Source organism: Thioalkalivibrio sp. AKL8 (assembly GCF_000380525.1).
GTDB classification, from domain to species: domain Bacteria; phylum Pseudomonadota; class Gammaproteobacteria; order Ectothiorhodospirales; family Ectothiorhodospiraceae; genus Thioalkalivibrio; species Thioalkalivibrio versutus.
Map to the genome: position 1 here is coordinate 121348 of NZ_AQYF01000002.1, position 23762 is coordinate 145109.

A 23762-nucleotide genomic window follows, 5' to 3' on the forward strand; every position below is an offset into this window, starting at 1 on the left:
GCGGCGGGCAGCACTCCCCATCAAAGGCGGTGCATTTTGGCCACTTTCGGGCACCGGGGCAAGTCGGCCCCAAACCGCGCCACGCTGCGCCCTCGCCGCCGGCCGGGGCACCGATGCCCTGACTATCGCGGGGGAGGGGCTTAGAAAAATCCTGCGAGTCGCGTTACACTAGAGGTCGTTTTGCGCAAAACTAAATCGAAACGACCCCAAAAGGAACGCTTAATGTCCAACGACTATATCTTTACTTCGGAATCTGTCTCTGCCGGTCACCCCGACAAAATGGCCGACCTGGTGTCCGACACCATCGTCGACGCCATCATCGAGCAGGACCCGCATGCACGTATCGCCTGCGAGACCGCCACCAAGACCGGCATGGTCATGCTGCTGGGCGAGATCACCACTGGCGCGCAGATCGACTACGAGCGCCTGGTGCGCGACACCGTCGTCGAGATCGGCTACAACGATTCGGACGTCGGCTTCGACGGCAAGACCTGCGCCGTGCTGAACGTGCTGGGCGAGCAGTCCCAGGACATCGCCATGGGCGTGGACCGCGACGTCTCCGACCGCGCCACCCAGGGCGCTGGCGACCAAGGCCTGATGTTCGGCTACGCCGCCCGCGAGACCGATACCCTGATGCCCGCCCCGATCTTCTACGCCCACAAGATGGTGCGCATCCAGTCCGAACTGATGAAGAGCGGCAAGCTGCCGTGGCTGCGTCCGGACGCCAAGAGCCAGGTCTCCCTGCGCTATGAAAATGGCAAGCCGGCCGGTCTGGACGCCGTGGTCCTGTCGACCCAGCACAGCCCGGACATCTCGCAGAAGGATCTGAAGGAAGCGATCTACGAAGAGATCTTCAAGAAGGTCCTGCCGGCTGAATGGCTGAGCCAGGTCGCCGACGACAAGCTCCACATCAACCCGACCGGCAAGTTCGAGATTGGCGGCCCGGTGGGCGACGCGGGCCTGACCGGCCGCAAGATCATCGTCGACACCTACGGCGGCATGGCCCGTCACGGTGGTGGCGCGTTCTCCGGCAAGGACCCGTCCAAGGTGGACCGTTCCGCAGCCTACGCCGGTCGCTACGTGGCCAAGAACATCGTTGCCGCCGGCCTGGCCGAGAAGTGCGAGATCCAGGTCTCCTACGCCATCGGCGTGGCCGAGCCGACCTCGATCACGATCGACACCTTCGGCACCGGCAAGCTGGACGATCGCAAGATCGAAGGCTTCGTGCGCGAAGTGTTTGATCTCCGCCCGTGGGGCCTGATCCAGATGATGGATCTGCTGCGTCCGATCTACAAGGCGACCGCCGCCTACGGTCACTTCGGCCGCGAAGATGTCGACCTCCCCTGGGAGCGCACCGACAAGGCTGAGGAACTCAAGAAGATGGCGGGCCTCTAAGAGTCCCCGACACTTCTTAGAAGAAATACCCATCCGGCTGAGGAGCGCTGCAGCGGTTTTACCGTCAGGCTCAGCCGGATGCACCCTGAAACATGAACACGGCGCTCATCCAGATAAACGGAGAAGTTGATCCATGAATGCTGTGATGAACGACAAAAAGAACACCGATTACGTCGTCAAGGACATTAACCTTGCCGAATTCGGCCGCAAGGAAATTGCGATTGCCGAGACCGAAATGCCCGGTCTGGTCCAGACTCGCGAAGAGTACGCGGCCTCCAAGCCGCTGAAGGGCGCCAAGATTGCCGGCTCCCTGCACATGACCATCCAGACCGCGGTGCTGATCCAGACCCTGGAAGCCCTGGGTGCCGACGTGCGCTGGGCCTCCTGCAATATCTACTCCACCCAGGACCACGCCGCGGCCGCAATTGCCGACGCCGGCACCCCGGTCTTCGCCGTGAAGGGCGAGACCCTGGAAGAGTACTGGGACTACTGCCACCGCATCTTCGAATTCGACGGCGGCGCCAACATGATCCTGGACGATGGCGGTGACGCCACGCTGCTCCTGCACATCGGCGCCAAGGCCGAGAAGGACCAGTCGGTCATCTCCAATCCGGAGAACGAAGAAGAAGTCGCCCTGTTTGCCGCGATCAAGGATCGCCTGGCCAAGCAGCCGACCTGGTACTCCGAGCAGCTCGCCAAGATCAAGGGCGTGACCGAAGAGACCACCACCGGTGTGCATCGCCTGTACCAGATGGCGAAGGACGGCGAACTGGCCTTCCCGGCGATCAACGTCAATGACTCGGTCACCAAGTCCAAGTTCGACAACCTGTACGGCTGCCGCGAGTCCACCGTGGACTCCATCAAGCGCGCCACCGACGTCATGATCGCCGGCAAGATCGCCGTGGTCTGTGGCTACGGTGACGTCGGCAAGGGTGCCGCCCAGTCGCTGGCCGGCCTCGGTGCCACCGTGTGGGTCACCGAAATCGACCCGATCTGCGCCCTGCAAGCCGCGATGGAAGGTTTCCGCGTGGTCACGATGGAAGACGCGGCCGACAAGGCCGAGATCTTTATCACCGCGACCGGTAACAAGGACGTGATCACCGAAGATCACATGACCCGCATGAAGAACCAGGCCATCGTCTGCAACATCGGTCACTTCGACTCCGAGATCGCCGTGGCCGCGATGCGCAAGTACGAGTGGGACAACATCAAGCCGCAGGTTGACCACATCATCCTGCCGAATGGCAACCGGATCATCATGCTGGCCGAAGGCCGCCTGGTGAACCTGGGCTGCGGTACCGGCCATCCGAGCTTCGTGATGTCCAACTCCTTCACCAACCAGACCCTGGCTCAGATCGAGCTGTGGACCAAGGGTGACCAGTACGACAAGAACGTCTTCGTGCTGCCGAAGCACCTGGACGAGAAGGTCGCACAGCTGCACCTGTTCAAGCTGGGCGCCAACCTGACCCGTCTTACCGACGATCAGGCGAAGTACCTGGGTATGTCGGCGGATGGCCCGTTCAAGCCGGAACACTACCGCTACTGATCGGCCAGCCTCACATTTCAATTCGTTGGTAATGTGAACGCCGAGGCGGGCCGCATGTTCGTGCGGTCCGCCTTCTTTTTGTCTGGAGGACAAACATGTCTGCACAAGAACGCGTCTACAGCGTTGAATTTTTCCCGCCCAAGGACGAGGCCGGAGCCGAACGCCTGGCCAAGGCCCGCAAGCGTCTGGGCGCACTGAAGCCCGAGTTCTATTCCGTCACCTTCGGCGCCGGGGGATCCACCCGCGACCGCACCCTGGAGACGGTCCGGGACATCATCGACAACGATGGCATCCCCGCCGCCCCGCACGTCTCCTGCATTTCGTCGACCAAGGACGAGCTGCGGGACCTGCTGTCGACCTACCGCGATTCCGGGGTCAAGCGCATTGTGGCGCTGCGCGGCGACCTGCCGTCCGGCACCAAGCATTCCGGCGGTGATTTCCGTTATGCCTCCGAGCTGGTGGAGTTCGTCCGCGCCGAGTTCGGCGACCAGTTCAAGATCGAGGTCGCGGCCTATCCGGAGTTCCATCCGCAGGCACCGAATGCCGAGAAGGACCTGGAGAACTTCAAGACCAAGGTGGATGCGGGCGCCGACGCCGCGATCACCCAGTACTTCTACAATCCGGACGCCTACGTGGCCTTCATGGAACGGGTGGAGAAGATGGGCATCACGATCCCGATCATTGCCGGGATCATGCCGATCACCAACTACACCCAGATCGTGCGCTTCTCCGAGATGTGCGGCGCCGAGATCCCACGCTACATCCGCAAGCGGATGGAGGCCTATGGCGACGACAAGGAATCGATCCGCAAATTCGGGATCGAGGTCGCCACGCGTCTGACCGACGACCTGCTCGCGCACGGCGCGCCGGGGATCCACTTCTATTCGATGAACCAGGCCGGACCGACCGAACAGATCTGGAAGGCCCTGGACCTCGACAACCGGAAGTAGCCCGACATGCGCTGCCCCCGGCTGCTGCTCGAATCCGAGGCACTGGCCGCGGGGCAGTCGCTCCCCGCCCCACAGGACCGGCTGCATTACGCCACCACCGTCCTGCGTCTGAAAAGCGGTGCCCCCTGCCGCGTCTTCGACGGCCTCGGCAACGAATTCGACGCGACCCTCGAACTCACCGACCGACGCCACGGCACCTTCCATCTGGGCGAACGTGCCGCCGCCCCGACCCATCCCGCGTTTCCGATCCACCTGCTGCAGGGTGTGGCCCGTGGCGACCATATGGACCTGGCCATTCAGAAGGCCGTGGAGCTCGGCGTACAGTCCATCCGCCCGGTGCTGTGCGAACGCTCGCGTTCGGCTGCCGCCCACAAGGGACTGGAGAAGCGCCAGCGGCACTGGCAGGGCATCCTGCAGGCCGCTGTGGAGCAATGCGGCCGCAATGAACTGCCGGCGCTACATGAACCGGCCCCGCCCGAGGCGGCGCTGGCGGAATACCCGGACAGCCTGGGCCTGCTCGCCGACGAAGGCGCGCCCGGGCTGGATGAGCGCCTTGTCGCCCAGGCGCACCCGCCCGGCGCAGTGGCGCTGTATATCGGACCGGAAGGGGGGCTAACGCCTGCGGAGCGCGAGCAGGCCCGGGCAGGCGGATTTCTGGGCGTCGGCATGGGCCCGCGGACCCTGCGCACCGAGACGGCCGCGATAGCCCTGATCACCCTGGTGCAGGCGCGTCTAGGCGACCTTCGAGGCTAGTCACATCGGGCGGGAACCGCCCCGGTGTTTCCCGTCTGGGGGTCGCCGCCGCACTAATCAGGCTGGCTGCGTCTCCGCAAGCTCGAGCAGACGTTGCTCGAGGGTATCCAGCCGAAGCAAGTGAGTCGTCACGCCCGAGGCCTTCACCCGCCAGGACCACGGAGTGGCGTCGACGTCCTCCAGCGCGTAGATATTCTGCGCGGTGATCTGCACCGGATGCGGCGTACCGCGAACCTCCAGGGCATAAAACGGCAGGTGATCCGGCTGCATCACCGCCTGCATCACCAGAAGCCGGGTGAACCGCCGGCGATCCTCGCCGCTGTCGCGGCCCGGATCCAGCAACTGGTTCACGTTGATCACCGGCACCTGCACGTCCTGCCAGATCAGGCTGGGCTGCAGCCACGGGACATCCGGATGCTCGGATTCCTGCTGGACGGCCCCGGCGCGAGTGGTCACCTCGAGAAAGGCGCTGCGCGGGAGCAGGATGGAGCCGCTATCCAGCTGAACGATCACCGCCTCGACGGCTTGGCCCTGTGCTTCCTCGCTCATGCCGGCATCCCTTCGAGTTGCTCGCGGATCGCGTTCAGCAGGTCATTCTCCAGATACGGTTTCCCGAGATAACCGTTGACCCCGAGACGGTTGGCTCGCTCGCGGTGCTTGGTCCCGCTGCGCGAGGTGATCATGATGATGGGCACCCGCCCGAAGTCCGGATGATCGCGCACGTGGGCGGCGAACTCGAAGCCGTCCATGCGCGGCATCTCCACGTCCAGCAGGATCAGCTGCGGGCGCCGCTCGTCCAGCAGGCCCACCGCATCGAGGCCATCGCGGGCCGTGACCACGTCGTAGCCGTGGCGCGTCAGCAGGCGCGCGGTGACCTTGCGAATGGTAATCGAGTCATCCACCACCATGATCCGTTTCGCGCTCGCCGTCTCGACAACAGCCTGCGGCGCCTCCGCCAGGGACGCCGTCGCGGAGGCAAACCGCACCAACATGCTCAGATCAAGAATCAGCATGACCGAACCATCGCCCTGGAGGGTGGCACCGGCCACACCCGGGATACGACTGAGGACCGGGCCCACCGACTTCACCACAACCTCCTGACTACCCAGCAGACCGTCAATGCGCAACGCGATACGCTGATCATCGGCGCGCACGAGCAACAACGGGAACGGATGATCCGGCAAGTGTTCGACGCCCGCCTGACTCTCCACACCCATCAAGTCACCGAGCCCGCGCACTGCGTAGTCCTGACCGATGTAGTTGTAGATTGCCTCGTCGTCCCGGCGATCGATCTCCTCCGCACGCGCGCGAACCACGCCCTCCACCGAGGCCATCGGGACGGCAAAGGTTTCTTCGCCCACCTGCACCAGCAAGGCCTGCGAGATCGCCAGGGTGAACGGCAGGCGCATGGTGAAACGCGAGCCCTTGCCCGGCGTCGACTGGATCTCCAGCGTGCCGCCCAGCTGTTTCACGTCGCTGTTCACCACGTCCAGGCCAACGCCGCGCCCCGCCACCTGCGAGACCTCGGCGGCGGTGGAGAAACCGGACTGCAGGATGAGCTGCAGGGCCTGGGCATCCGTGACCTCGGCATCCGCCGCAATGAGCCCGCGCTCCACCGCGCGCGCCCGGATCGCCTCGGCATCGATGCCCCGACCGTCATCCGTGACCTGCAACCGGATCTCGCTCCCGGACTGCTCCAGACTGACATCGATCTGGCCCTGCGCCGGCTTGTGTGCCTGTTCCCGTTCGGCAGCGCCTTCGATGCCGTGCGCAATGGCATTGCGCAGCAGGTGCTCCAACGGCGACACCAGGCGTTCCAGCAGGGCACGGTCCAGCTCGGCCCCCTGGCCAGTGAACTCGACGCGGACCTGTTTGCCCAGGTCCTCGCCCGCCTGGCGTACCACCCGCCGTAGCCGCGGCGCCATACGCGCGAAACGCACCATGCGCTGACGCATCAACTGGTCCTGCAGATCGGTCCCCACGCGCCGCTGTTGCAGAAGGATGCCCCCGGCATTCTGCAACTCGTCACCGACTTCCTGCTTCAGAGCCTCGAGGTCACTGACACTCTCGGCGAGCGCACGGGACAGCTGCTGGATGCCGGAATAGCGGTCCATTTCCAGCGGATCGAAGTCGAGGGCGTCCTCGCCACTCTCCTCCTCCACCCGGAACAGGATCTGGGTCTCGGTTTCGATCTCGAGCTTGCGCAGCTGGTCGCGCAGACGTGCGATGGTGCGCTCCAGTTCGTCGACCTGGCTCTCGACCCGCCCAACCGTCTGTTCGAAGCGGCGATGGAAGGTCGCCAGCTCGCCGGCATTGTTCACCAGGCTGTCGAGGACCTCGGCATCCATGCGCACCTGGTCCTGGATCCGCCGCCCCTCGGTCTCCGGCGTCTCGTGGCTGCGCCGGTCCGTCTCCGCTCGGGCCTCCTCGGCCTCCAGATCCCTCCCGGAGGTGGCTTCGGCTTCGGAGTCGTCGCTCTCAAACGTATCCGCCTCGGGCTCCGCGTCGGTCGATTCGGCGTCCGCTTCACCCCCGGCCCAGGCGCGCAGCGCGGGCAGCGATTCGCTGGCCGATTCGTCCATCTGCCAGGCCCCGACCCCGCGCTCGACCAGGCGCTGTACGTCGCTCAAGGCCCGCTCGGTAAGCTGGAAGAAGCCGTCGCGCGGCTCCAGACCGGTCTCGGTCTCCACGCTCAACGCACTTTCCAGGGCGTGCGCAATGGCTCCGACCACGGTGAAACCGGCCATGCGGGCGCTGCCCTTCAGGGTGTGCACTTCGCGCTGGAAGGCATTCTGATCGGGCCCGGGGCGCCCCCCAGTCTCGCGCCAGCCATTCAGGGCCGTGAACGCAGACTCGAGGATATCGCGCGCCTCCTCGATGAAGACCTCGGCAAACTCCCAGTCGATCTCCGGTTCCGGTGCCGACTCTGCGGCCGACTCGGCGACATCGAGGTCGTCGAAGTCGGGCGACGCTTCCTCGCTGGCATCATCTTCAGTCCGCAGCAGCTGTTCCGCGGTCGCATTATCCAGCAGGGCATAGACCTCGGGGGCCCAGGGCGGCGGGTCCAGGACCTTGAGTGGGTCCGGTGCCTCGTCGCCGACTGCATCGGCCACATACGTCTCCAGCTGCCGCAGCAACTCGATGGCCTGCGGTGGCAGTGCCCATTCCATGTCGCGATGGATCCGGATCAGCCGTTCGAACGGTCCGCACACCGAATAAATGCCACGGATATCGGCCGTCCGGGCGCTGCCGTTCAGGGTATGCAGCGCCCGCTCGAGGTCATGGTTCGGAACCCGGTCCGGGCGCCACTGGGACTCGTCCAGCCAGCCACGCAGCGCGAGCAGATGGACCTGCGCCTCGGCGGCAAACACCTGCCACAGCTGGGGATCCGTGTCCATGCGAGCGGCCATGGGCTCGGACGGAAGTTCCGGCTCTTCAGCCTCGGCCTCTCCGTCTACAGGACCCTCGAGGGCACCCTCCTCGACGGCGCCGGAATCCTCCCCGACCTCGGCCGCAACATCCGGGGCCATCGTGTCGCCCTCGGTCAGCGCCTCTTCGGTCACCTCGAAGGCATCGGCGGGAAGCTCCAGGGCGTCGAGATCCAGCGGTTCAGCAGACCGCTCAGCCGCCGACGGCTCTTCCGTCTCCCACGGCGAATCCAGGGTTCCGCCGTGCTCGGACTCGGCGGATTCCGTTTTGTCGGTCGCCGCTGCAAGGGCATCCGGCGGCAGATCGGGCACAAAGGCGCCCGGCTCCTGCAGGAGCTCGTCGGCCGCCGCGTCTTGGTCGGGGGCCGCCGTCTCGGCGCCTGCGAGCGAATCCGGTGCGTCCAGTTCGTCGAGGGTACGCGCCAGGGCCTCGAACTCCGCGTCCGCACCCGGCGGCGCAGCGCGCACAGCCGGCTCGTCATCCTCCGCCTCGGCCTCGGGTTCCGGCTCGCCGCCGGCCAGAGCCCGCAGGCGCAGGGCAATGTCCAGAACCGGCGTAACCGGCCCGGTATCGTCACGCACCTCCGCCACCAGTCCGGGCAGGACCCCGATGCCATCCTCAATCACCTGCAACGTGGCGTGGTCCGCCTCCTGGCCGGAATCCAGCTGGCGGTTGAGGAACGACTCCACGGCCCAGGCGAACTCGCCCAGGCGCAAGGCGCCGGCCAACCGGCCCGACCCTTTCAGTGTGTGGAAGGAACGACGAATGACCGAGAGGCTGTCGAGATCGGCCGGGTTGGCCTGCCAGCGCGGGAAATGTTCACCCAGGCTGGCTACCTCCTCGTCCGCCTCCTCGAGGAAGATCTCCAGGATTTCCAGGTCGACCTCCGGACCGCGGACCTGCTCCGCCAGCACGGTGTCGTCGAAAGGCAATGAATCGCGACCGGCCGCGGGCAGCGGGCTCGCCGGTTGCACGACAGGCGTGGCATCGGCATCGGCATCGGCATCGGCATCGGCGGCGAGCGTGTCCAATGGCTCTTCGCCAGGTTCGTCGTTGGGTGTGAGATCGAAAACCGGCGGTTCGGCGAGGCCGGCGGGGTCCAATTCAGCCCCGGTGTCTGCCGCCGGCGCATCCGGGACCGCAGCCAGATGAACGGCGGCGACGTCGCCGCCGGAGATCGCACCAATGCGCTGCAGGGCCGAAATCCCCCGCTCGTGGACACTGTCCAGTTCACGCCAGGGCTGTCCGGAAGACTCCAGGGCGACCTCGATACTGCTGAGGACCTCGGCAAGGGCGTCGATCTCGCCTTCGTCGAGTTCGGCCGCTGCCATGCCGGCACGGGAATCGAGATGACGGATCAGCGGGCCCAGCAGGGCGTGCAGGGCCTCGAAGCCGGACATCGACATCGCGCCCTCGATCCGGCGCAGCCCCTCGCGGGCCTCGTCGAGTCCATCGCCAGAGGCGTCCGCGCCGGCATCAAGGAATCCGAGGAAGATGTCGCGGACCCGGCGCACATCCACCAGGGCCTCCTTGTAGACGGCCGCCGCTAGCGCGCGATCGAATTCGGCCTGGGGCGTGGGGCTGGCGCTCTTGCGGCGCAGACCCGATTCCAGCAGGGATTCCAGCGCCAGCAGGTGCTCCGCCAGTACCATGTCGACCTGTTCATCCGCCGCGCCCGCGCGCTCGGGAGTAAGCGATGCCATCAGGGCGTCGGTGTGGTCCTGTCCGGCATCCAGCCCGAGAAGACTGAGCGTCGAGCCAATACGCTCGACCTGCCCGCGCAGGCTCTCGAGGTCGTCGACACCCCGCACCTGTGACCGCATCAAGACATCCAGCCGCTCGCGGACCTCGGCAAGGTCGTCTTCCAGGGCCTGGCGCAGGTTGTCGTAGACCGAACGGCCCACCCCTGTACCGCCTTCCACGAGGCTCAACCGGTCGAGCCCGAATACCTCGCGCACGGCGCGGGTCTGTTCGCCCTCGGAGGTCGCACAGGCAACGTGGAACAGCAGGGTCTTGATCAGGTCGGGCGATGCCTCGTAGTCCGGTTCCGATCCGGCATTACCGGCCTCCACATGGGCCGACAAGGCGTTCAGATAGCGTCCGAGTTCGCGATCGACCCGCCCGACCAGTCGGCGCACGTCGGTATCGGCTTCGACACCGCCCTCGGCGACCGCCTCGAGCATCGCACCGGCGACCCAGAACAAGCGCCGGGCCTCGCCCGCCGGAACGGCCTCCTCCACAACGCGGGCGGTCGCCTGCATTCGGGCGGCCGGTTCGGTCGCATCTTCGCCGCGCACCAATTCCAGCAGATCCCGCTGAAAGCGCCGACGCGCCTGTTGCAGCAGCGGGACGCGAGATGTCGGGTCGAGCACATCGCCACCCGAGCCTACACGCTCATCGTCCACTGTCTGCGGGTCCGGCATCAATGCCGCGACATCCAGCAGCAACGAAGCGCCGCGACTGTTGCGCAGCTCATTCAGCAGAGGGACGAGGATCATGGGCGACGGCAATTCGCCATCGCCCTCGTTCTCGAGGTAGTCGGGCAGTTGCAGGGCGGCCCGTAGCAGCGGCTCGGTGGCGGCCACATTCGGCTCGTCAGCGCGTTCGATCTGACCCAGGACCTGCAACATCTCGTCGCAGATCAGGACCACGCTGTCGACCTGGACCATGACCAGGGTGTTGCGGATCTGTTCGACACGACTGCGCGCCTCGGCCAGACAATCGCGACAGTCCGGATCGTCGGAGTACCGTCGCAACGCGTCCTGGACCTCGACAAACAGCTTGTCGAGCTCGTCGCGGACCCAGTTCAGTGCGCTGGATGCCATCGGCCGCGTCCGCCGTCAGGCTCGTTGTTCGTCGGAAGAGGTCGGATCGGAGTCGGAAGTCCGCTCCTCCTCGATCACAGCATCGACACGCTCGGTGGTCCCGCCCGGCTCCGGCAGCTTGAAGTCCGATACCGAGGACTGCAGCTGGGCCGAGAGCTGGGCCAGGTCGCCAATCGCCGCCGCGGTGGACTGGGTCCCCTGCGTGGTCTCGGAGGTGATCTCGCGGATCTGGGCCATGATGGAGGTCACATCCTGCGCCATCTCGGACTGCTTGCGCGCCGACGAGGAGATCCCGTCGATCAGATCCGCCAGATCGCTGGAGACCTGCTCGATCTCGGACAGGGCCTCACCCGCGGCCTGGGCCAGCTCGGCCCCCTGGACCACGTTGGCGGTACTCTGCTCCATGGAACTCACGGCCTCGCTGGTATCCGCCTGGATAGCCTTGACCAGCCCCTCCACCTGACGGGTCGCGCTGGAGGAGCGCTCCGCAAGGCGCTGGACCTCGTCGGCCACCACCGCGAAGCCTCGCCCGGCCTCGCCCGCGGCGGAGGCCTGGATCGCGGCATTCAGCGCGAGCACGTTGGTTTGTTCCGCGATGTCGTTGATCAGGCCGATGATGTCGCCAATCTCCTGCGACGATTCACCCAGGCGCTTGATCCGTTTCGCCGTCTCCTGGATTTGTTCGCGGATATTGTCCATGCCCTCGATGGAACGGCGCACGGTGCCCGCCCCGCGGGATGCAATCTCCACCGAGTTACGTGCCACGGAGGCCGACTGTTCGGCATCCTGGGCGACCTTGTCGACCGAGCCCGACACCTCCTCGATCGCGTCGTCCGCGCGCTGGATCTCGCGGGCCTGCTCTTCCGACTTCTCGGCCAGCCCCAGCACCTGGGACCGCGTGGAAGCCGAGGATTCGCTGATATCGGCCGCCACCGTGTTGATGGTCGCGACCAGGGTGCGCAGGTTCTCGATCGCGTAGTTCATCGAGTCCGCGATGGCCCCCGTGAAGTCCTCGGTCACCGTCGCGTTGACCGTGAGGTCGCCATCCGCAAGGTTCATCATTTCATCGAGCAGGCGCAGGATTGCCTGTTGGTTGCGTTCGTTCTGCGCCTCGGTCTCCGCCAGCTCGCGCTTGGTATCGCGGTAGAGGAACAGACCCATCGCGATCAGCAGCAGCAGCGCGAGGCCACCGAAGCCGAACCCGATGAACGCGATCACGCCCGCGCGTTCGGCCTCAACGGTGATGGCGTTTTCGAAGTCCCCGGTGGTCTCCAGCATCGCACCACTGCTGGCCTCGACATTGGAGGCCGCCGCATTGACCTCGAACACCTGGGTGGAGGTATCCAGAACGCCTTCCACCGCCTCGCTAAAGGCGACGAACAGCGTGGCGATCTCCATCAGCAAGGCACGCGCTTGCGGGTCATCGACCGGTTCGACCCCCAGCGGGGCGAACCCCTCGATCAGGCCGTCCAGCACGCGGCCGTACAACGTTGCATCACGCTCGAAGCGCTCGATCGCGGGGGCCGCCTCGGCGCCCCCCTGGAGCACGCGACCCAGGCTGTTGGCGATACGCTGAATCAGCATGGTCTGGCGCGCCGCCACATAGACCTGCTCCGGCGGCTCGCCGATCCGGGTCATGCGCCGCACCACATCGTCGGACAGGCGCGAGAGCTCCGGCGAAAACGCGGCCACCGCATCGGAAAATTCCGTGATCAACTGGATATCCGAACGCCCGAGGATGACGGTGTTGATGTTGTCCCGGTACGCCGACCATTCGCGATCCACCGCGGCGATATCCTCTTGCAAGGGTTCCGGAAGTGGCTGCAGACCGTCACCCCCCTGGCGGATTCGGTCCAGGCGGGCCTCGAAGTCATCGCGCAGGGACTGCAGATCGCGGAATCCCTGCTCGGAGCCGGCTGCCGCCTCCAGCGAGCTGGTGGCGAGACGCTGCGATAACAGACGCAAGTCATTGGCCAGCGCGATCCGGTCACGGTACTGACTCTGTTCGTACTCGTGGTAGGTAAAGGCCCCGCCTGTCGCGATCAGGGCCAGCACCAGCAAGCCCCCGAGGACGAAGTTACGTGCGCGACGACTCGATCCCATCAGTTCATACTCCCTGTCGCAGCACCGCAAACCCCGTCATCAGACGGTAGCTGCGGACTGTTCGCTATTGGATGCACCGGCCAAACCCGTGCCGGTAAAGCGATTGTTGTCATTGAGTAGCAGGTCCAGATCCAGCACCGGGTGCAACCGGTGCCCCAGATCGAACCCGCCGGTAATGAACGGGCGGACGGCCTCGGGTACCGAGACCTCCAGGCGCCGCTGGGAGGGGATGCAGCGGCGCATCCCCTCGACCTGGCTGACCAGAAGCCCGGCCATGCCCTGGCCCTGAGGCGCCACCACGATGCGCTGCCCGGTCGCGTCGTCCGGCAATGGCCGGTCCAGCAGCAGCCTGCCCATGTCGAAGACCGGCAGCACCAGCCCCCGCAGATTGCCCACACCGAGCACGGCGGAATCCGCCAGCGGCACGCGGGTCAGCGCCATCGGGTCGGCGACCTCCGCGATCGAGTCCATATCGACCAGGAAGCGGAAATCGCCAACCCGCAACAGGACGCCGCGCCAGCCGGTGCCGATGTCCCGCCGCAATTCGCGATTGACGCGGCGCCCTTCACGATCAAGGCTCGCAATCAGCGCAAACGGCGAGGACAGGTCGGTCTTCATGCCGACAGATATTTCCCGATGGTGGCCAGCAGGTCCTTCTCGACCACTGGCTTGGTGATGTAGTCGCGAGCCCCCTGACGCATCGCCCAGACCCGGTCGGTGGCCTGATCCTTGGTGCTGACCACAACCACCGGGACATGCGCGGTTTCATCCGCCTGGGAAAGCTGGCGCGTGGCCTGGAAGCCATTCAGGCCCGGCATCACCACATCCATCAGGACCAGATCCGGCACCTGCGACTTGGCGGCGGCGACCCCATCCTCGCCGCTCTCGGCGGTGGTCACCGAGTGCCCGTTTTTCTCGAGCATGGTGCGCAGCACATGGATTTCGGTCGGCGAATCGTCAACGATCAGAATGCGGGCCATGGGGTTCGTCTTTCCTTGGTTAGTGTGCAGTGGCGACGCTGTGCATCACGCCGCAGGACTGGCGTATCGGCGCATGGCGCCCAGGAGGTCATCCCGGGTAAACGGCTTGGTGAGGTAGTCCTCCGACCCCACAACGCGCCCCTTCGCCTTGTCGAACACGCTGTCCTTGCTCGACAGCATGATGATCGGCGTGGCACGGAATTCCCTGTTGTTCTTGATCAGTGCGCAGGTCTGGTAGCCATCCAGGCGCGGCATCATGACGTCGATGAAGATAATGTCCGGGCGCGACTGCGCGACCTTGGACAGCGCCTCGAAGCCGTCCACGGCGGTGATGACTTCGGCCCCGTGCTTCTGCAGCAAGGATTCGGCGGTACGCCGAATGGTCTTGCTGTCATCGATCACCATGACCTTGAGCCCCTGAAACTCGGTGGCCGAGTCCGCTTCGGCAAGCGCGTTAGACACCTTTTCCCCCTGAGGTCATTTCGCCCCGAATCTAGCGGAACCGGGGCTCTGTGACAAACAGCACACAATGATATTGCATACCGGGGGCCGCAACGCGCGCGGCGCTGATCCAGCTTGCGGGGTCACCGACGGCCCCGGCGGGCATGGCATACTCCCCCGGAACATCCCGTTCGTGCGAGGCAACGTGGCCCAGAACATCGCCATCCTGATGGACCCGATCGCGGGTATCAAACCATGGAAGGACACCACTTTCGCCATGATGCTGGCGGCACAGGCCCGCGGCCATCGCCTCCACTACCTGGAGCCGGCCGACCTGTGGATCGAGGCGGGCCGGGCGGCGGCCCGGAGCCGCCCGATCGAGGTGCACGACCGGCGCGAGGACTTCTTCACCCTGGGCGAGCCCGTGACGGGTCCGGCGGCGCGCTTCGACCTGTTATTGATGCGCAAGGACCCGCCGTTCGATCTGGAGTACATCTACGCGACCTACGCCCTCGAGCTCGCCGAGCGCGACGGCGTACGGGTATCGAACCGCCCGCAGGCCCTGCGCGACGTCAACGAGAAGGCCTTTACCGTCCACTTCCCCCAGTGCTGCCCGCCCACATTGATTACCCGTGACCGGGGCCGGATCCGCGCCTTCCTCGAGGCGCAGGGAGACATCGTGGTCAAGCCACTGGACGGCATGGGCGGGGCCTCGATATTCCGTGTCCGCGAGGGCGACCCGAACACCTCGGTGATCCTCGAGACCATCACCGAGTTCGACCAGCGCAGCGTGGTCGCGCAGCGCTTCCTGCCGGAGTTCACCGCTGGGGACAAGCGCATCATCCTGATCGGTGGCGAGCCCTACGACCACGCCCTGGCCCGCATCCCGGCCGCGGGCGAAAGCCGCGCCAACCTGGCCGCCGGCGGCCGGGGCGAGGCCGTGCCCCTGACCGAACGCGATCGCTGGATCTGCCGCGAAATCGCCCCGGAGCTGAAGGCCCGCGGGCTGGACTTCGTCGGCATCGACGTGATCGGGGATTCCCTGACCGAGATCAACGTCACCAGTCCCACCGGTGTCCGCGAACTGGACGCGGCAGGCGGAGACGACCTGGCCGGCCAGTACATCGACTACCTCACTCGCCCGATCGAAGGATGAGCGGCATGCGCTCCGTATTGATTCGAACCCTGCCCCTGCTGCTCGCGGCCGCGCTCCTGGCCGCCTGCGGCCGCGAGGAACCGGATACCGAACAGCTTGGCTTCTACGCCTTCGGCACGCTGGTGGATCTCAGCCTTTACCCGGCCGGCGAATATGACGTGGAGGCGATCGGAACCGCGGTTCAGGAGGAACTGGAAATCCTGCATACCTCCTGGCATGCATGGGAACCCGGGTCACTCGGGCGCACCAACGAGCTACTCGCCCTGCAGGGCGAGTTCAGCGCCCCGCCGTCGGTGCTGCCGCTAATCGAGCACGGCCGCGAGATGGAGGCGTTGAGCGACGGCCTGTTCAACCCCGCACTGGGCAAGCTGGTCGCCGCCTGGGGCTTCCATCAGGACGAACCCGACGGCCCACCCCCGGACGAGGGCACCCTGGCCGAGCTGCTGGACGACCCGCCCCGCATGCAGGACATCGAACGCAACGGCGTACGCCTGCGCGGGACGCATCCGGACCTGCAGCTCGACTTCGGCGGGCTGGCCAAGGGCCTGGCGGTGGAGCGCGTACTGGAGCTGCTGGCGGAACGCGGTGTCGAGGCCGCGATCTTCAACGCCGGCGGCGACCTGATGACCTTGGGACGACCGGGCGAACGGCCCTGGCGGGTGGGCATCCGTCATCCGCATGGCGGCGTGCTTGGCAGCATCGAACTGGACGCCGGCGAGGCCCTGTTCACCTCCGGCGACTACGAGCGCGGCTACGAGTGGGAAGGCGCGCGCATCCACCACGTCATCGACCCGCGCAACGGCCGCCCGAGCCAGGGAATCGACAGCGCCACAGTGCTCCACCACGACCCGGCGCTGGCCGATGCCGCCGCCACCACGCTAATGATCGCCGGGCCCGACGCCTGGCCGGAGTACGCCCGCAAGATGGGCATTGAACAGGCCCTGGTGGTTCTGGGCGACCGCATCGAGGCCACGCCTGCGCTCGCCGAGCGCGTGCGACCCGGCCCCGACCGGGAACCGTTCGTGGTACGCGAACTGCCGTGAACCACAGGCTGCTGCGCTGGGGCGATACCCTGATCGGGGCTCTGGCTGCGGGGGTCGTAGTCGCGGCCTTCGTTTTCGCCTACAGCCCTTCGGGAGAGGCCCGGGTACTGGTCATCAGCCAGGCCGGGGCCACCCCACAGCACGAGCCGCTGGACCGAGCCCGGGTCGTCGAGATCCACGGTCCGGCCGGGATCACCCACATCGAGATCGAACCGGGCCGGGCCCGCTGCGCCGACTCCCCCGGGCGCCAGAACATCTGCGAGGCCAGCGGCTGGCTGCAGGCCCACGGCGAGGTCGCCGTCAGCCTGCCCAATCGACTGACCCTGCAAGTCCTCGGCACGGAACCGGGCTTCGACAGCATGCATTACTGATGTGGCCACGATGACCGGCGATCCGCATGCCGGGACCGACACCCGCGACCGCGCGATCGCTGCGCTGGCCGCCATTGCCATCGGGATCCAGATCCTCGAGGCCGCCATCCCCAGCCCGGTCCCGGGCATCAAGCCGGGGTTGGCCAACATCGTCACCCTGATCACCCTGCTGGTCCTCGGCTGGCGCGCGGCCGTCGCGGTCACCCTGATCCGGGTGGTCGGCAGCAGCCTGCTGCTGGGGACCCTGCTGAGCCCGGCGTTCTGGTTGTCGCTGGCCGGCGCCCTGGCGAGCCTCGTCCTGCTGGCCGCCCTGCGCCCCTTCGCCCCCCGGCATGTCGGCCCGGTGGGCCTGGCCATCGCTGCCGCGATGGCTCACATCACCGGGCAGTTTCTGCTCGCCTGGGCAATCATCATCCCGCACCCCAACCTGCCGCTGGTGTTACCGCCCCTGTTGCTCGCCGCTCTGATCACCGGCGGCCTGACCGGTATACTGACCGCCCACGTACTCGCCGACCCGCGAATCCAGCGCCATGCCCACAACCCCACACCCAATGATTAGCACCAGCCCGGCCCGCCCCACGGGCCCCGGGGCCGTGTGCGTCCGCCGTGGGCCGGAGGGGGCATGACGGCGAATACCGCTTCGAACGCCCTCGCCGGACGGCCAGCCGGCACGCCCCCGCCGGAGGCGCCCCGCGTACAGGACCACCTGGGGACCATGATCTTCCTCGCGGTGGTCGCGCACGCGCTGATCATCCTGGGGATCGGCTTCGCGGTCGATCCGATCGAGGCACCCACCCGCGAGCCCCTGGACATCACCTGGGTCACCGACCCCGATGCCCCGCCGCCAGAACTGGACGACGAGGTCGAGCACATCGCCACCCGCGACCAGGCCGCGAGCGGTGAAGGCGAGGAGGTCCGCGAGGCGCAGGCCCCGGATGCGGAGGATGCCGGCGTCGGCGAGCCCGCGCCGGAGGGCCTCGACGCACCCTTGCCGGAGGCCGGCCCGCTGATCATGGACCCGGCGCTCCCGGAGCCCGAGCCGGAACCGGAACAAATCGCCGCCGACACTCCGGACGAGCGCGCCACGCCCCCCGAGGTCGCCGACCCCGAGCCGCTGGAGTCCCTCGATGCCGAGGACCGACCCTCCGCCGCGACACTGATGAATCGCGGCCTGGAGAGCGCGCGGGCGGCACCGGCGGAAGAGCGCCAGACATTCTCCACCCGCGCCAGCCGCACCCGCTATCTGGACAGCCTGGCCGCGCGCAGCGCCCCCGAAGCCGCCTATCTGCAGGCCTGGATCAACAAGGTGGAACGCCTGGGCAACGTGAACTATCCGGACGAGGCGCGGCGCCGCGGTCTCTCCGGGACCCTGGTCCTGTCGGTCCGCCTGAACCCGGAGGGCGAACTGATCAACATCGAGGTCGCCCGCAGCTCGGGCGAGCCGGTCCTGGACCAGGCCGCCATCCGCATCGTGGAACTGGCGGCCCCGTACGCGCCGTTCACCGAGGCGATGCGCGAGGAATACGACGAACTGGTGATCACCCGCACCTGGGCCTTCCGCCGCGACCAGATGGAACAGATCCGCTAGGGAGACACGAATTAACGGCGGCGCACACGGGATCGGGAAAACCGGCCCGGCCTTCCTTGCGGCCTGCAGAGTCAGCATCGATACTGGTGACATGAAGCCGACGCCCGCCCGTCACGAGCCGGACTGCCTGCGCGATCACTTCCTGATCGCGATGCCGAGCCTGAACGATGGCTATTTCAGCCATGCGGTCACCTATATCTGCGATCACGACGAACAAGGTGCGCTGGGCCTAGTCATCAATCAGCCCACCGAGTTCTCCCTGCGCGAGCTGCTGGAGCACGTGGAACTGGAACCCGGCGAGGATCTGCCGGACATGCCGGTCTTCCGCGGCGGTCCGGTGCAACCGGAACACGGTTTTGTGCTGCACTCCGCCGAGCAGACCTGGCGTGGCAGTCAGCCCATTACCGACTCCATCGTGCTGACCACCTCGCGCGACATCCTCGAGGCGATCAACGCGGGCCAGGGGCCCCGCAGGATCCTGATCGCGCTCGGCCACGCCGGCTGGGGCCCCGGCCAGCTGGAAAGCGAACTGGCCGAGAACGCCTGGCTCACCGCCCGCGCCGACGCCGACATCCTGTTTGATCGCCCCAGCGCCGAGCGCTGGCGCGCCGCCGCCGAACTCATCGGCATCGACGTCAACCTGATCAGCCCGGCCTCCGGCCACGCCTGACGGTGGGACTGCTGGCCTTCGACTACGGGCGGCGCCGCATCGGGGTCGCGGTGGGCGAGGAGATCATGGGCTCGGCCCGCGGCCTGCGCACGCTCACCAGCGATGCCCCCGATCTGTGGCCCGCGATTGACACCCTGGTCGCGGAATGGGGCCCGGAAGGGTTCGTGGTCGGATGGCCAACCCAGGCCGATGGCAAGCCCACGCCGCTGGCCCGACGTATCCGCGCCTTTGCCCGCACGCTCGAAGAGCGCTACGGGCAACCGGTATACTGGTGCGACGAGCACCTGACATCTCATCTGGCCCGCGAGCGACGCCGGCCGGGACGCCATGACCCGGGGCTGGACGCCCACGCCGCCGCGGTCATCCTCGAAGGCTGGTTTCTGGAGAATGCATCATGACGACACCGGACGTCCCGACCCTGCTCGACGACATGGCCGAGCAGGCCCGCCACTACCTGAAGACCCACGGGATCGCCGCACCCATCGTGGTCGGCATCCATTCCGGCGGTGTCTGGATCGCGGAGCACCTGCGCGAACGCCTGGGGATAGAGCGCCCACTCGGCAAGCTGGACATCAGCTTCTACCGCGACGACTTCTCGCGCATCGGCATGCACCCGCAGGTGCGCCCGTCGGAACTGCCGGAAGATCTCGACGGGGAACACGTGCTGCTGGTGGATGACGTCCTGTACTCCGGCCGCACCATCCGCGCGGCGCTGAACGAGCTGTTCGACTATGGCCGCCCGGCCTCGGTGACCCTCGCGGTGCTGGTCGAGCGCGACGGGCGCGAGCTGCCGATCGCGGCGGCGATCGTCGGCGCCCACATGGAACTCGGCAAGACCGAACAGATCAAGTTGCGCGGCCCCGAGCCGCTGCGCCTGGAGCGGGTGACGATCGATCCCGAGGACCTGAAGGCCTGAACTGGCGGAACCACAACGGATGACCGAGACCCAGATCGCCCACCCCGGCGCGCGGCTGCCCGAACCGGGCCCGCTGCCCAACTGCCTGCAGCTGACCGATGACGGCCAGCTGCGCCATATGCTGACCATCGAAGGGCTGAACCGGGAGCTCCTGACCGAGATCCTGGACACCGCCGAATCGTTCGCCAACATGAACGAGAAGGCGGTGAAGAAGGTCCCGCTGCTGCGCGGCAAGACCATCGTCAACCTGTTCTTCGAGGCCAGCACCCGCACCCGTACCACCTTCGAGCTGGCCGCCAAGCGCCTGTCCGCCGACGTGTTGAACGTGAACATCAACACCTCTTCGGCGGTGAAGGGCGAGAGCCTGCTGGACACCCTGCGCAACATCGAGGCGATGAATGTCGACATGTTCGTCGTGCGCCACGAGGAGAGCGGGGCCGCCCATTTCATCGCTCGCCACGTAGCCCCGGGGATCAGCGTGCTGAACGCCGGGGACGGGCGCCATGCGCACCCGACCCAGGCGCTGCTGGACATGTTCACCATCCGTCGCCACAAGGGCGACTTCACCAAGCTGAAGGTGGCCATCGTCGGCGACATCCTGCATTCGCGGGTTGCGCGCTCGCAGATCCACGCGCTGAACATCCTGCAGACCGGCGAGGTCCGCGTGGTCGCCCCCTGCTCGCTGCTGCCGGCGGATGTCGACCAGCTGGGCGTACACGTCTACAACGACCTCGACGCCGGCCTGAAAGACGTCGACGTGATCATCATGCTGCGCCTGCAGCGCGAGCGCATGGAACACGCCCACCTGCCCTCCGAACACGAGTACTACCAGCTGTTCGGCCTGACCTCGCGGCGGCTGCAACTGGCGCACCCGACCTGCCTGGTCATGCACCCCGGCCCCGCCAACCGCGGGGTGGAGATCGAATCCGCCGTGGCCGACGGACCGCACTCGGTGATCCTCGAACAGGTGACCTACGGGATCTCGGTGCGCATGGCGGTGATGTCCATGGTCATGGGGGCTCATCAGGCATGAGCGTGCTGATCGAGAACGCCCGCATCCTCGACCCGGTGGACGGCTTCGACGCGGTCGGCGCGCTATGCGTGCAAGGCAGCGAGATCCTCGCCCGCGGCCAGATCCCGGACGGCTTCGAGCCGCGCCGGCGCATCGACGGCAGCGGGCTGTGGCTGATCCCCGGCCTGATCGACTTGGCGGCACGCCTGCGCGAACCGGGCCAGGAGCACAAGGCCACCGTCGCCAGCGAGACCCTTGCGGCGGCCAGTGGCGGGATTACCAGTCTGGTCGTCCCGCCGGATACCGAACCGCCGATCGACTCGCCCGCCGAGGTCGAGCTGATCAATCGTCGCGCCCGCCAGGCCTGCGGCGTTCGGGTCTACGTGCTCGGGGCGCTCACCCATCAACTGGAGGGCCAGCAGCTCGCCGAGATGGCCGCCCTGATGAACGCCGGCGCGCGCGGGGTCAGCAACGCGAACAAGCCGCTGGCCAGCCTGCTCGTGCTGCGCCGCGCACTGGAATACGCCACCACCTTCGGGCTGACCATCGTGCTCTCGGCGCAGGACTCGGCCCTCACCGGCTCCGGTTGCATGCACGAGGGCGCGGTCTCCACCCGGCTGGGGCTGGCCGGCATCCCCGAGGCCGCCGAGACCGCGGCGCTGGGCGCCATCCTGGCGCTGGTCGAGCAGACCGGGGCGCGGGTCCACGTGGCCCGGTTATCAACCCGCCGCGGCGCGGAGATGATCGCCAAGGCGCGTGCCGACGGTCTGCCGGTGAGCGCAGACGTGGCCGCCCACCAGCTGTTCCTGACCGAGGTCGACGTCGCGGAATACGACCCGAACTGCCACGTGATCCCGCCACTGCGTGGCCAGCGCGACCGCGACGGCCTGCGCGCGGCCGTCGCGCGCGGCGACATCAGCGCGATCTGCTCCGACCACCAGCCACATGAACCGGACAGCAAGCTGGGCCCATTCGCCAGTACCGAGCCCGGCATCTCGGCGCTGGAGACCCTGCTGCCGCTGACGCTGCGCCTGGTCGAGGACGGACTGCTGAGCCTGCACGACGCACTGGCCCGGGTCACCACCGGGCCGGCGGATATCCTCGGCTTTGCCCAGGGACGCCTGACCGCCGGCGCGCGCGCGGACTTCGTGCTGTGGGACCCGGCCGCGATGCACGAGGTCCGCCGCAAAGACTGGCTGAGCGCAGGCCACAATACGCCCTTCTTCAACTGGACCTTCGCGGGACAGGTCCGCGAGACCTGGATCGCCGGGCGCCCGGTCTGGACCCGCCCCGTCGAGGATACCGCATGAGTACGACCCAAACTGCCGACCGGAACCACCGGGGCACGATCTTCCAGGAGGAAGGCCGCATCCTGGACCACCATGACGCCGGTGCGGACCAGTGGATCCTCCGTGTCCTTGCGCCCGAGTGCGCCCGTGCGGCACAGCCCGGGCAGTTTGCCCATCTGCAATGCGCCCCGCGCCTGCTGATGCGCCGCCCGCTGTCGATCCAGCGCGTGGACCGCGAGGCCGGCTGGGTGGAGTTCCTCTACAAGGTGGTCGGTGACGGCACGCGCGCCCTGTCGCAGCAGGCTAAGGGCGATACCCTCAGCGTGCTGGGCCCGATTGGCCAGCCGTTTCGCCTGAATCCGGAACGTCCGAGGCGCCTGCTGCTGGGGGGCGGGGTCGGCATCCCGCCGATGATCTTCCTCGCCCACCGCCTGCATCTTCAGGGCGAGGCGGGAAAGACCCATGCGGTGCTGGGCTCCGAGGTGCCGTTTCCCTTTCATGCCCGCCCGTCGGAGATCCTCTGGTCGGGCCTGCCGGACGGGGCAATCGCGACCCTGCCGCTGCTGGAAGACTGGGGGGTCGCCTGCCGCCTGACCTCCAAGGCCGGGCTGCCGGGCGCCTATGACGGTTTCGTCACGGACCTGGGGCGCGCCTGGCTCGCCGGACTCGCACCGGAGGAGCGCGCCCAAGTGGAAATCTTCGCCTGCGGCCCCCATCCGATGCTCGCCGCCTGTGCCGAACTGGCCGCGGAGTTCGATCTCCCCTGCCAGGTTTCGCTGGAGGAGTTCATGGCCTGCGCGGTAGGCGGCTGTGCCGGCTGCACGGTACCGGTGCGCACTCCGAATGGGGTGGCGATGAAACGGGTCTGCGTGGACGGTCCGGTGTTCGCGGCCGCCGATGTATTCCCGGAGCCGGAACGGACCTAAGCGAACCATTCGCCGGCAAGCCGACTTGTATGTTTAACCCCGGCAGGCCTAGAAAGGGTCTGTCGGGGTGGAGGGACGAGGCCGGCATCTGGCCTGTGGCACAGACGGTAGGAGAATTCGTCCCACCCCTCACCTTAAACGCCGATAAGGAATCGATCGGCACGGGACCGACGATAGATGGCAAGCCAGCGTTCGGTGAGGCCCCGACAGACAACTCCAAGCTAGCTCGGGAGGTGTGATGATGGCAACGCATCGGATCGGGGTCGATGTCGGCAAGGCCGAGTTGTGGATCAGCATCGACGGTGAAACCGCACAGCCGTGTCCCAACGAGCTCCCGGCGATCCGCCGGTGGGTCCGTGGCTTGGAGGG

At 67.0% G+C, this 23762-nt stretch carries 21 protein-coding genes, 1 pseudogene and 1 riboswitch; of the genes and pseudogenes, 16 read left to right on the plus strand and 6 right to left on the minus strand.

The features are described 5' to 3' along the window. Window positions 1-222 precede the first annotated feature (222 nt). The 4 genes from metK (at window position 223) to G335_RS0101200 (ending at window position 4644) form a co-directional block, all read left to right on the plus strand. A complete protein-coding gene (gene metK, locus G335_RS0101185) occupies window positions 223-1395 on the plus strand; it encodes a methionine adenosyltransferase (RefSeq protein ID WP_018145137.1) in 1173 nt (390 codons plus the stop codon). Between the two features lie 33 nt (window positions 1396-1428). Continuing rightward, window positions 1429-1509, plus strand: a riboswitch (S-adenosyl-L-homocysteine riboswitch). A gap of 19 nt (window positions 1510-1528) precedes the next feature. After that, a complete protein-coding gene (gene ahcY / locus G335_RS0101190) occupies window positions 1529-2941 on the plus strand; it encodes an adenosylhomocysteinase (protein WP_018175657.1) in 1413 nt (470 codons plus the stop codon). Between the two features lie 95 nt (window positions 2942-3036). Next, window positions 3037-3891: a methylenetetrahydrofolate reductase [NAD(P)H] gene (gene metF, locus G335_RS0101195; protein ID WP_018175658.1), complete on the plus strand. Its 855-nt coding sequence runs from the start codon at window positions 3037-3039 to the stop codon at window positions 3889-3891. A 6-nt stretch (window positions 3892-3897) separates the two neighbouring features. Further along, window positions 3898-4644, plus strand: coding sequence for a 16S rRNA (uracil(1498)-N(3))-methyltransferase (locus tag G335_RS0101200; protein WP_018175659.1), 747 nt, complete (start codon window positions 3898-3900; stop codon window positions 4642-4644). 57 nt (window positions 4645-4701) lie between these two features. On the opposite strand, the gene G335_RS0101205 is transcribed toward G335_RS0101200, so the two are convergent. The 6 genes from G335_RS0101205 to pilG are packed head-to-tail and all read right to left on the minus strand — an operon-like array spanning window position 4702 to window position 14443. Further along, window positions 4702-5193, minus strand: a complete 492-nt coding sequence (locus G335_RS0101205; protein ID WP_018175660.1) for a hypothetical protein — start codon at window positions 5191-5193, stop codon at window positions 4702-4704. Then, on the minus strand, window positions 5190-10898 hold the full coding sequence (locus G335_RS0101210) for an Hpt domain-containing protein (protein ID WP_018175661.1): 5709 nt from the start codon (window positions 10896-10898) through the stop codon (window positions 5190-5192). Before G335_RS0101210 ends, G335_RS0101205 begins: the two co-directional genes overlap by 4 nt. Window positions 10899-10913: 15 nt before the next feature. Then, on the minus strand, window positions 10914-13001 hold the full coding sequence (locus G335_RS0101215) for a methyl-accepting chemotaxis protein (protein WP_018175662.1): 2088 nt from the start codon (window positions 12999-13001) through the stop codon (window positions 10914-10916). 39 nt (window positions 13002-13040) lie between these two features. After that, on the minus strand, window positions 13041-13619 hold the full coding sequence (locus tag G335_RS0101220; protein ID WP_018145130.1) for a chemotaxis protein CheW: 579 nt from the start codon (window positions 13617-13619) through the stop codon (window positions 13041-13043). After that, window positions 13616-13981: a PleD family two-component system response regulator gene (locus tag G335_RS0101225; protein WP_018145129.1), complete on the minus strand. Its 366-nt coding sequence runs from the start codon at window positions 13979-13981 to the stop codon at window positions 13616-13618. The genes G335_RS0101220 and G335_RS0101225 overlap by 4 nt, the downstream gene beginning before the upstream one ends. Window positions 13982-14026: 45 nt before the next feature. Continuing rightward, window positions 14027-14443: a twitching motility response regulator PilG gene (gene pilG / locus G335_RS0101230; protein WP_018175663.1), complete on the minus strand. Its 417-nt coding sequence runs from the start codon at window positions 14441-14443 to the stop codon at window positions 14027-14029. A gap of 172 nt (window positions 14444-14615) precedes the next feature. Here pilG and gshB point away from each other — a divergent pair, with 172 nt between their 5' ends. The 12 genes and pseudogenes from gshB to G335_RS14425 all read left to right on the plus strand — a co-directional run. Further along, window positions 14616-15578 (plus strand): glutathione synthase, encoded by a 963-nt coding sequence (gene gshB / locus G335_RS0101235; RefSeq protein ID WP_018168940.1) that lies wholly within the window; start codon window positions 14616-14618, stop codon window positions 15576-15578. Between the two features lie 5 nt (window positions 15579-15583). Then, on the plus strand, window positions 15584-16621 hold the full coding sequence (locus tag G335_RS0101240) for an FAD:protein FMN transferase (protein WP_018175664.1): 1038 nt from the start codon (window positions 15584-15586) through the stop codon (window positions 16619-16621). After that, window positions 16618-16992 (plus strand): NusG domain II-containing protein, encoded by a 375-nt coding sequence (locus tag G335_RS0101245; protein WP_018175665.1) that lies wholly within the window; start codon window positions 16618-16620, stop codon window positions 16990-16992. Before G335_RS0101240 ends, G335_RS0101245 begins: the two co-directional genes overlap by 4 nt. 10 nt (window positions 16993-17002) lie before the next feature. Continuing rightward, entirely contained in the window at window positions 17003-17551 is a 549-nt protein-coding gene (locus tag G335_RS0101250) for a Gx transporter family protein (protein WP_018175666.1), read from the plus strand. Window positions 17552-17707: 156 nt separating this feature from the next. Then, window positions 17708-18580: an energy transducer TonB gene (locus G335_RS0101255; protein ID WP_026304741.1), complete on the plus strand. Its 873-nt coding sequence runs from the start codon at window positions 17708-17710 to the stop codon at window positions 18578-18580. 91 nt (window positions 18581-18671) lie between these two features. Next, a complete protein-coding gene (locus G335_RS0101260; RefSeq protein ID WP_018168935.1) occupies window positions 18672-19250 on the plus strand; it encodes a YqgE/AlgH family protein in 579 nt (192 codons plus the stop codon). Between the two features lie 2 nt (window positions 19251-19252). After that, window positions 19253-19648, plus strand: a complete 396-nt coding sequence (gene ruvX, locus G335_RS0101265) for a Holliday junction resolvase RuvX (protein WP_018168934.1) — start codon at window positions 19253-19255, stop codon at window positions 19646-19648. Beyond that, window positions 19645-20166, plus strand: coding sequence for a bifunctional pyr operon transcriptional regulator/uracil phosphoribosyltransferase PyrR (pyrR, locus tag G335_RS0101270; protein WP_018175668.1), 522 nt, complete (start codon window positions 19645-19647; stop codon window positions 20164-20166). The genes ruvX and pyrR overlap by 4 nt, the downstream gene beginning before the upstream one ends. Window positions 20167-20185: 19 nt before the next feature. Then, window positions 20186-21199, plus strand: coding sequence for an aspartate carbamoyltransferase catalytic subunit (locus G335_RS0101275; protein ID WP_018175669.1), 1014 nt, complete (start codon window positions 20186-20188; stop codon window positions 21197-21199). Beyond that, entirely contained in the window at window positions 21196-22488 is a 1293-nt protein-coding gene (locus tag G335_RS0101280; protein ID WP_018145118.1) for a dihydroorotase, read from the plus strand. Before G335_RS0101275 ends, G335_RS0101280 begins: the two co-directional genes overlap by 4 nt. Continuing rightward, window positions 22485-23393, plus strand: a complete 909-nt coding sequence (locus G335_RS0101285; RefSeq protein WP_018145117.1) for a dihydroorotate dehydrogenase electron transfer subunit — start codon at window positions 22485-22487, stop codon at window positions 23391-23393. Before G335_RS0101280 ends, G335_RS0101285 begins: the two co-directional genes overlap by 4 nt. A 238-nt stretch (window positions 23394-23631) precedes the next feature. Then, window positions 23632-23762, plus strand: a pseudogene (locus G335_RS14425) (IS110 family transposase); the annotation flags it as partial.

Excerpts from the sequence above, each read along its gene's own strand:
- G335_RS0101200 (WP_018175659.1), top strand. The coding sequence starts at position 3,898 with ATGCGCTGCCCCCGGCTGCTGCTCGAATCCGAGGCACTGGCCGCGGGG.
- ahcY (WP_018175657.1), top strand. The coding sequence starts at position 1,529 with ATGAATGCTGTGATGAACGACAAAAAGAACACCGATTACGTCGTCAAG.
- G335_RS0101255 (WP_026304741.1), top strand. The coding sequence starts at position 17,708 with ATGATCTTCCTCGCGGTGGTCGCGCACGCGCTGATCATCCTGGGGATC.
- G335_RS0101210 (WP_018175661.1), bottom strand. The coding sequence starts at position 10,898 with ATGGCATCCAGCGCACTGAACTGGGTCCGCGACGAGCTCGACAAGCTG.
- metK (WP_018145137.1), top strand. The coding sequence starts at position 223 with ATGTCCAACGACTATATCTTTACTTCGGAATCTGTCTCTGCCGGTCAC.
- G335_RS0101275 (WP_018175669.1), top strand. The coding sequence starts at position 20,186 with ATGACCGAGACCCAGATCGCCCACCCCGGCGCGCGGCTGCCCGAACCG.
- G335_RS0101285 (WP_018145117.1), top strand. The coding sequence starts at position 22,485 with ATGAGTACGACCCAAACTGCCGACCGGAACCACCGGGGCACGATCTTC.
- G335_RS0101225 (WP_018145129.1), bottom strand. The coding sequence starts at position 13,981 with ATGGCCCGCATTCTGATCGTTGACGATTCGCCGACCGAAATCCATGTG.
- pyrR (WP_018175668.1), top strand. The coding sequence starts at position 19,645 with ATGACGACACCGGACGTCCCGACCCTGCTCGACGACATGGCCGAGCAG.
- G335_RS0101220 (WP_018145130.1), bottom strand. The coding sequence starts at position 13,619 with ATGAAGACCGACCTGTCCTCGCCGTTTGCGCTGATTGCGAGCCTTGAT.
- G335_RS0101280 (WP_018145118.1), top strand. The coding sequence starts at position 21,196 with ATGAGCGTGCTGATCGAGAACGCCCGCATCCTCGACCCGGTGGACGGC.
- G335_RS0101240 (WP_018175664.1), top strand. The coding sequence starts at position 15,584 with ATGCGCTCCGTATTGATTCGAACCCTGCCCCTGCTGCTCGCGGCCGCG.
- G335_RS0101215 (WP_018175662.1), bottom strand. The coding sequence starts at position 13,001 with ATGGGATCGAGTCGTCGCGCACGTAACTTCGTCCTCGGGGGCTTGCTG.
- G335_RS0101260 (WP_018168935.1), top strand. The coding sequence starts at position 18,672 with ATGAAGCCGACGCCCGCCCGTCACGAGCCGGACTGCCTGCGCGATCAC.
- G335_RS0101205 (WP_018175660.1), bottom strand. The coding sequence starts at position 5,193 with ATGAGCGAGGAAGCACAGGGCCAAGCCGTCGAGGCGGTGATCGTTCAG.
- G335_RS0101250 (WP_018175666.1), top strand. The coding sequence starts at position 17,003 with ATGACCGGCGATCCGCATGCCGGGACCGACACCCGCGACCGCGCGATC.
- metF (WP_018175658.1), top strand. The coding sequence starts at position 3,037 with ATGTCTGCACAAGAACGCGTCTACAGCGTTGAATTTTTCCCGCCCAAG.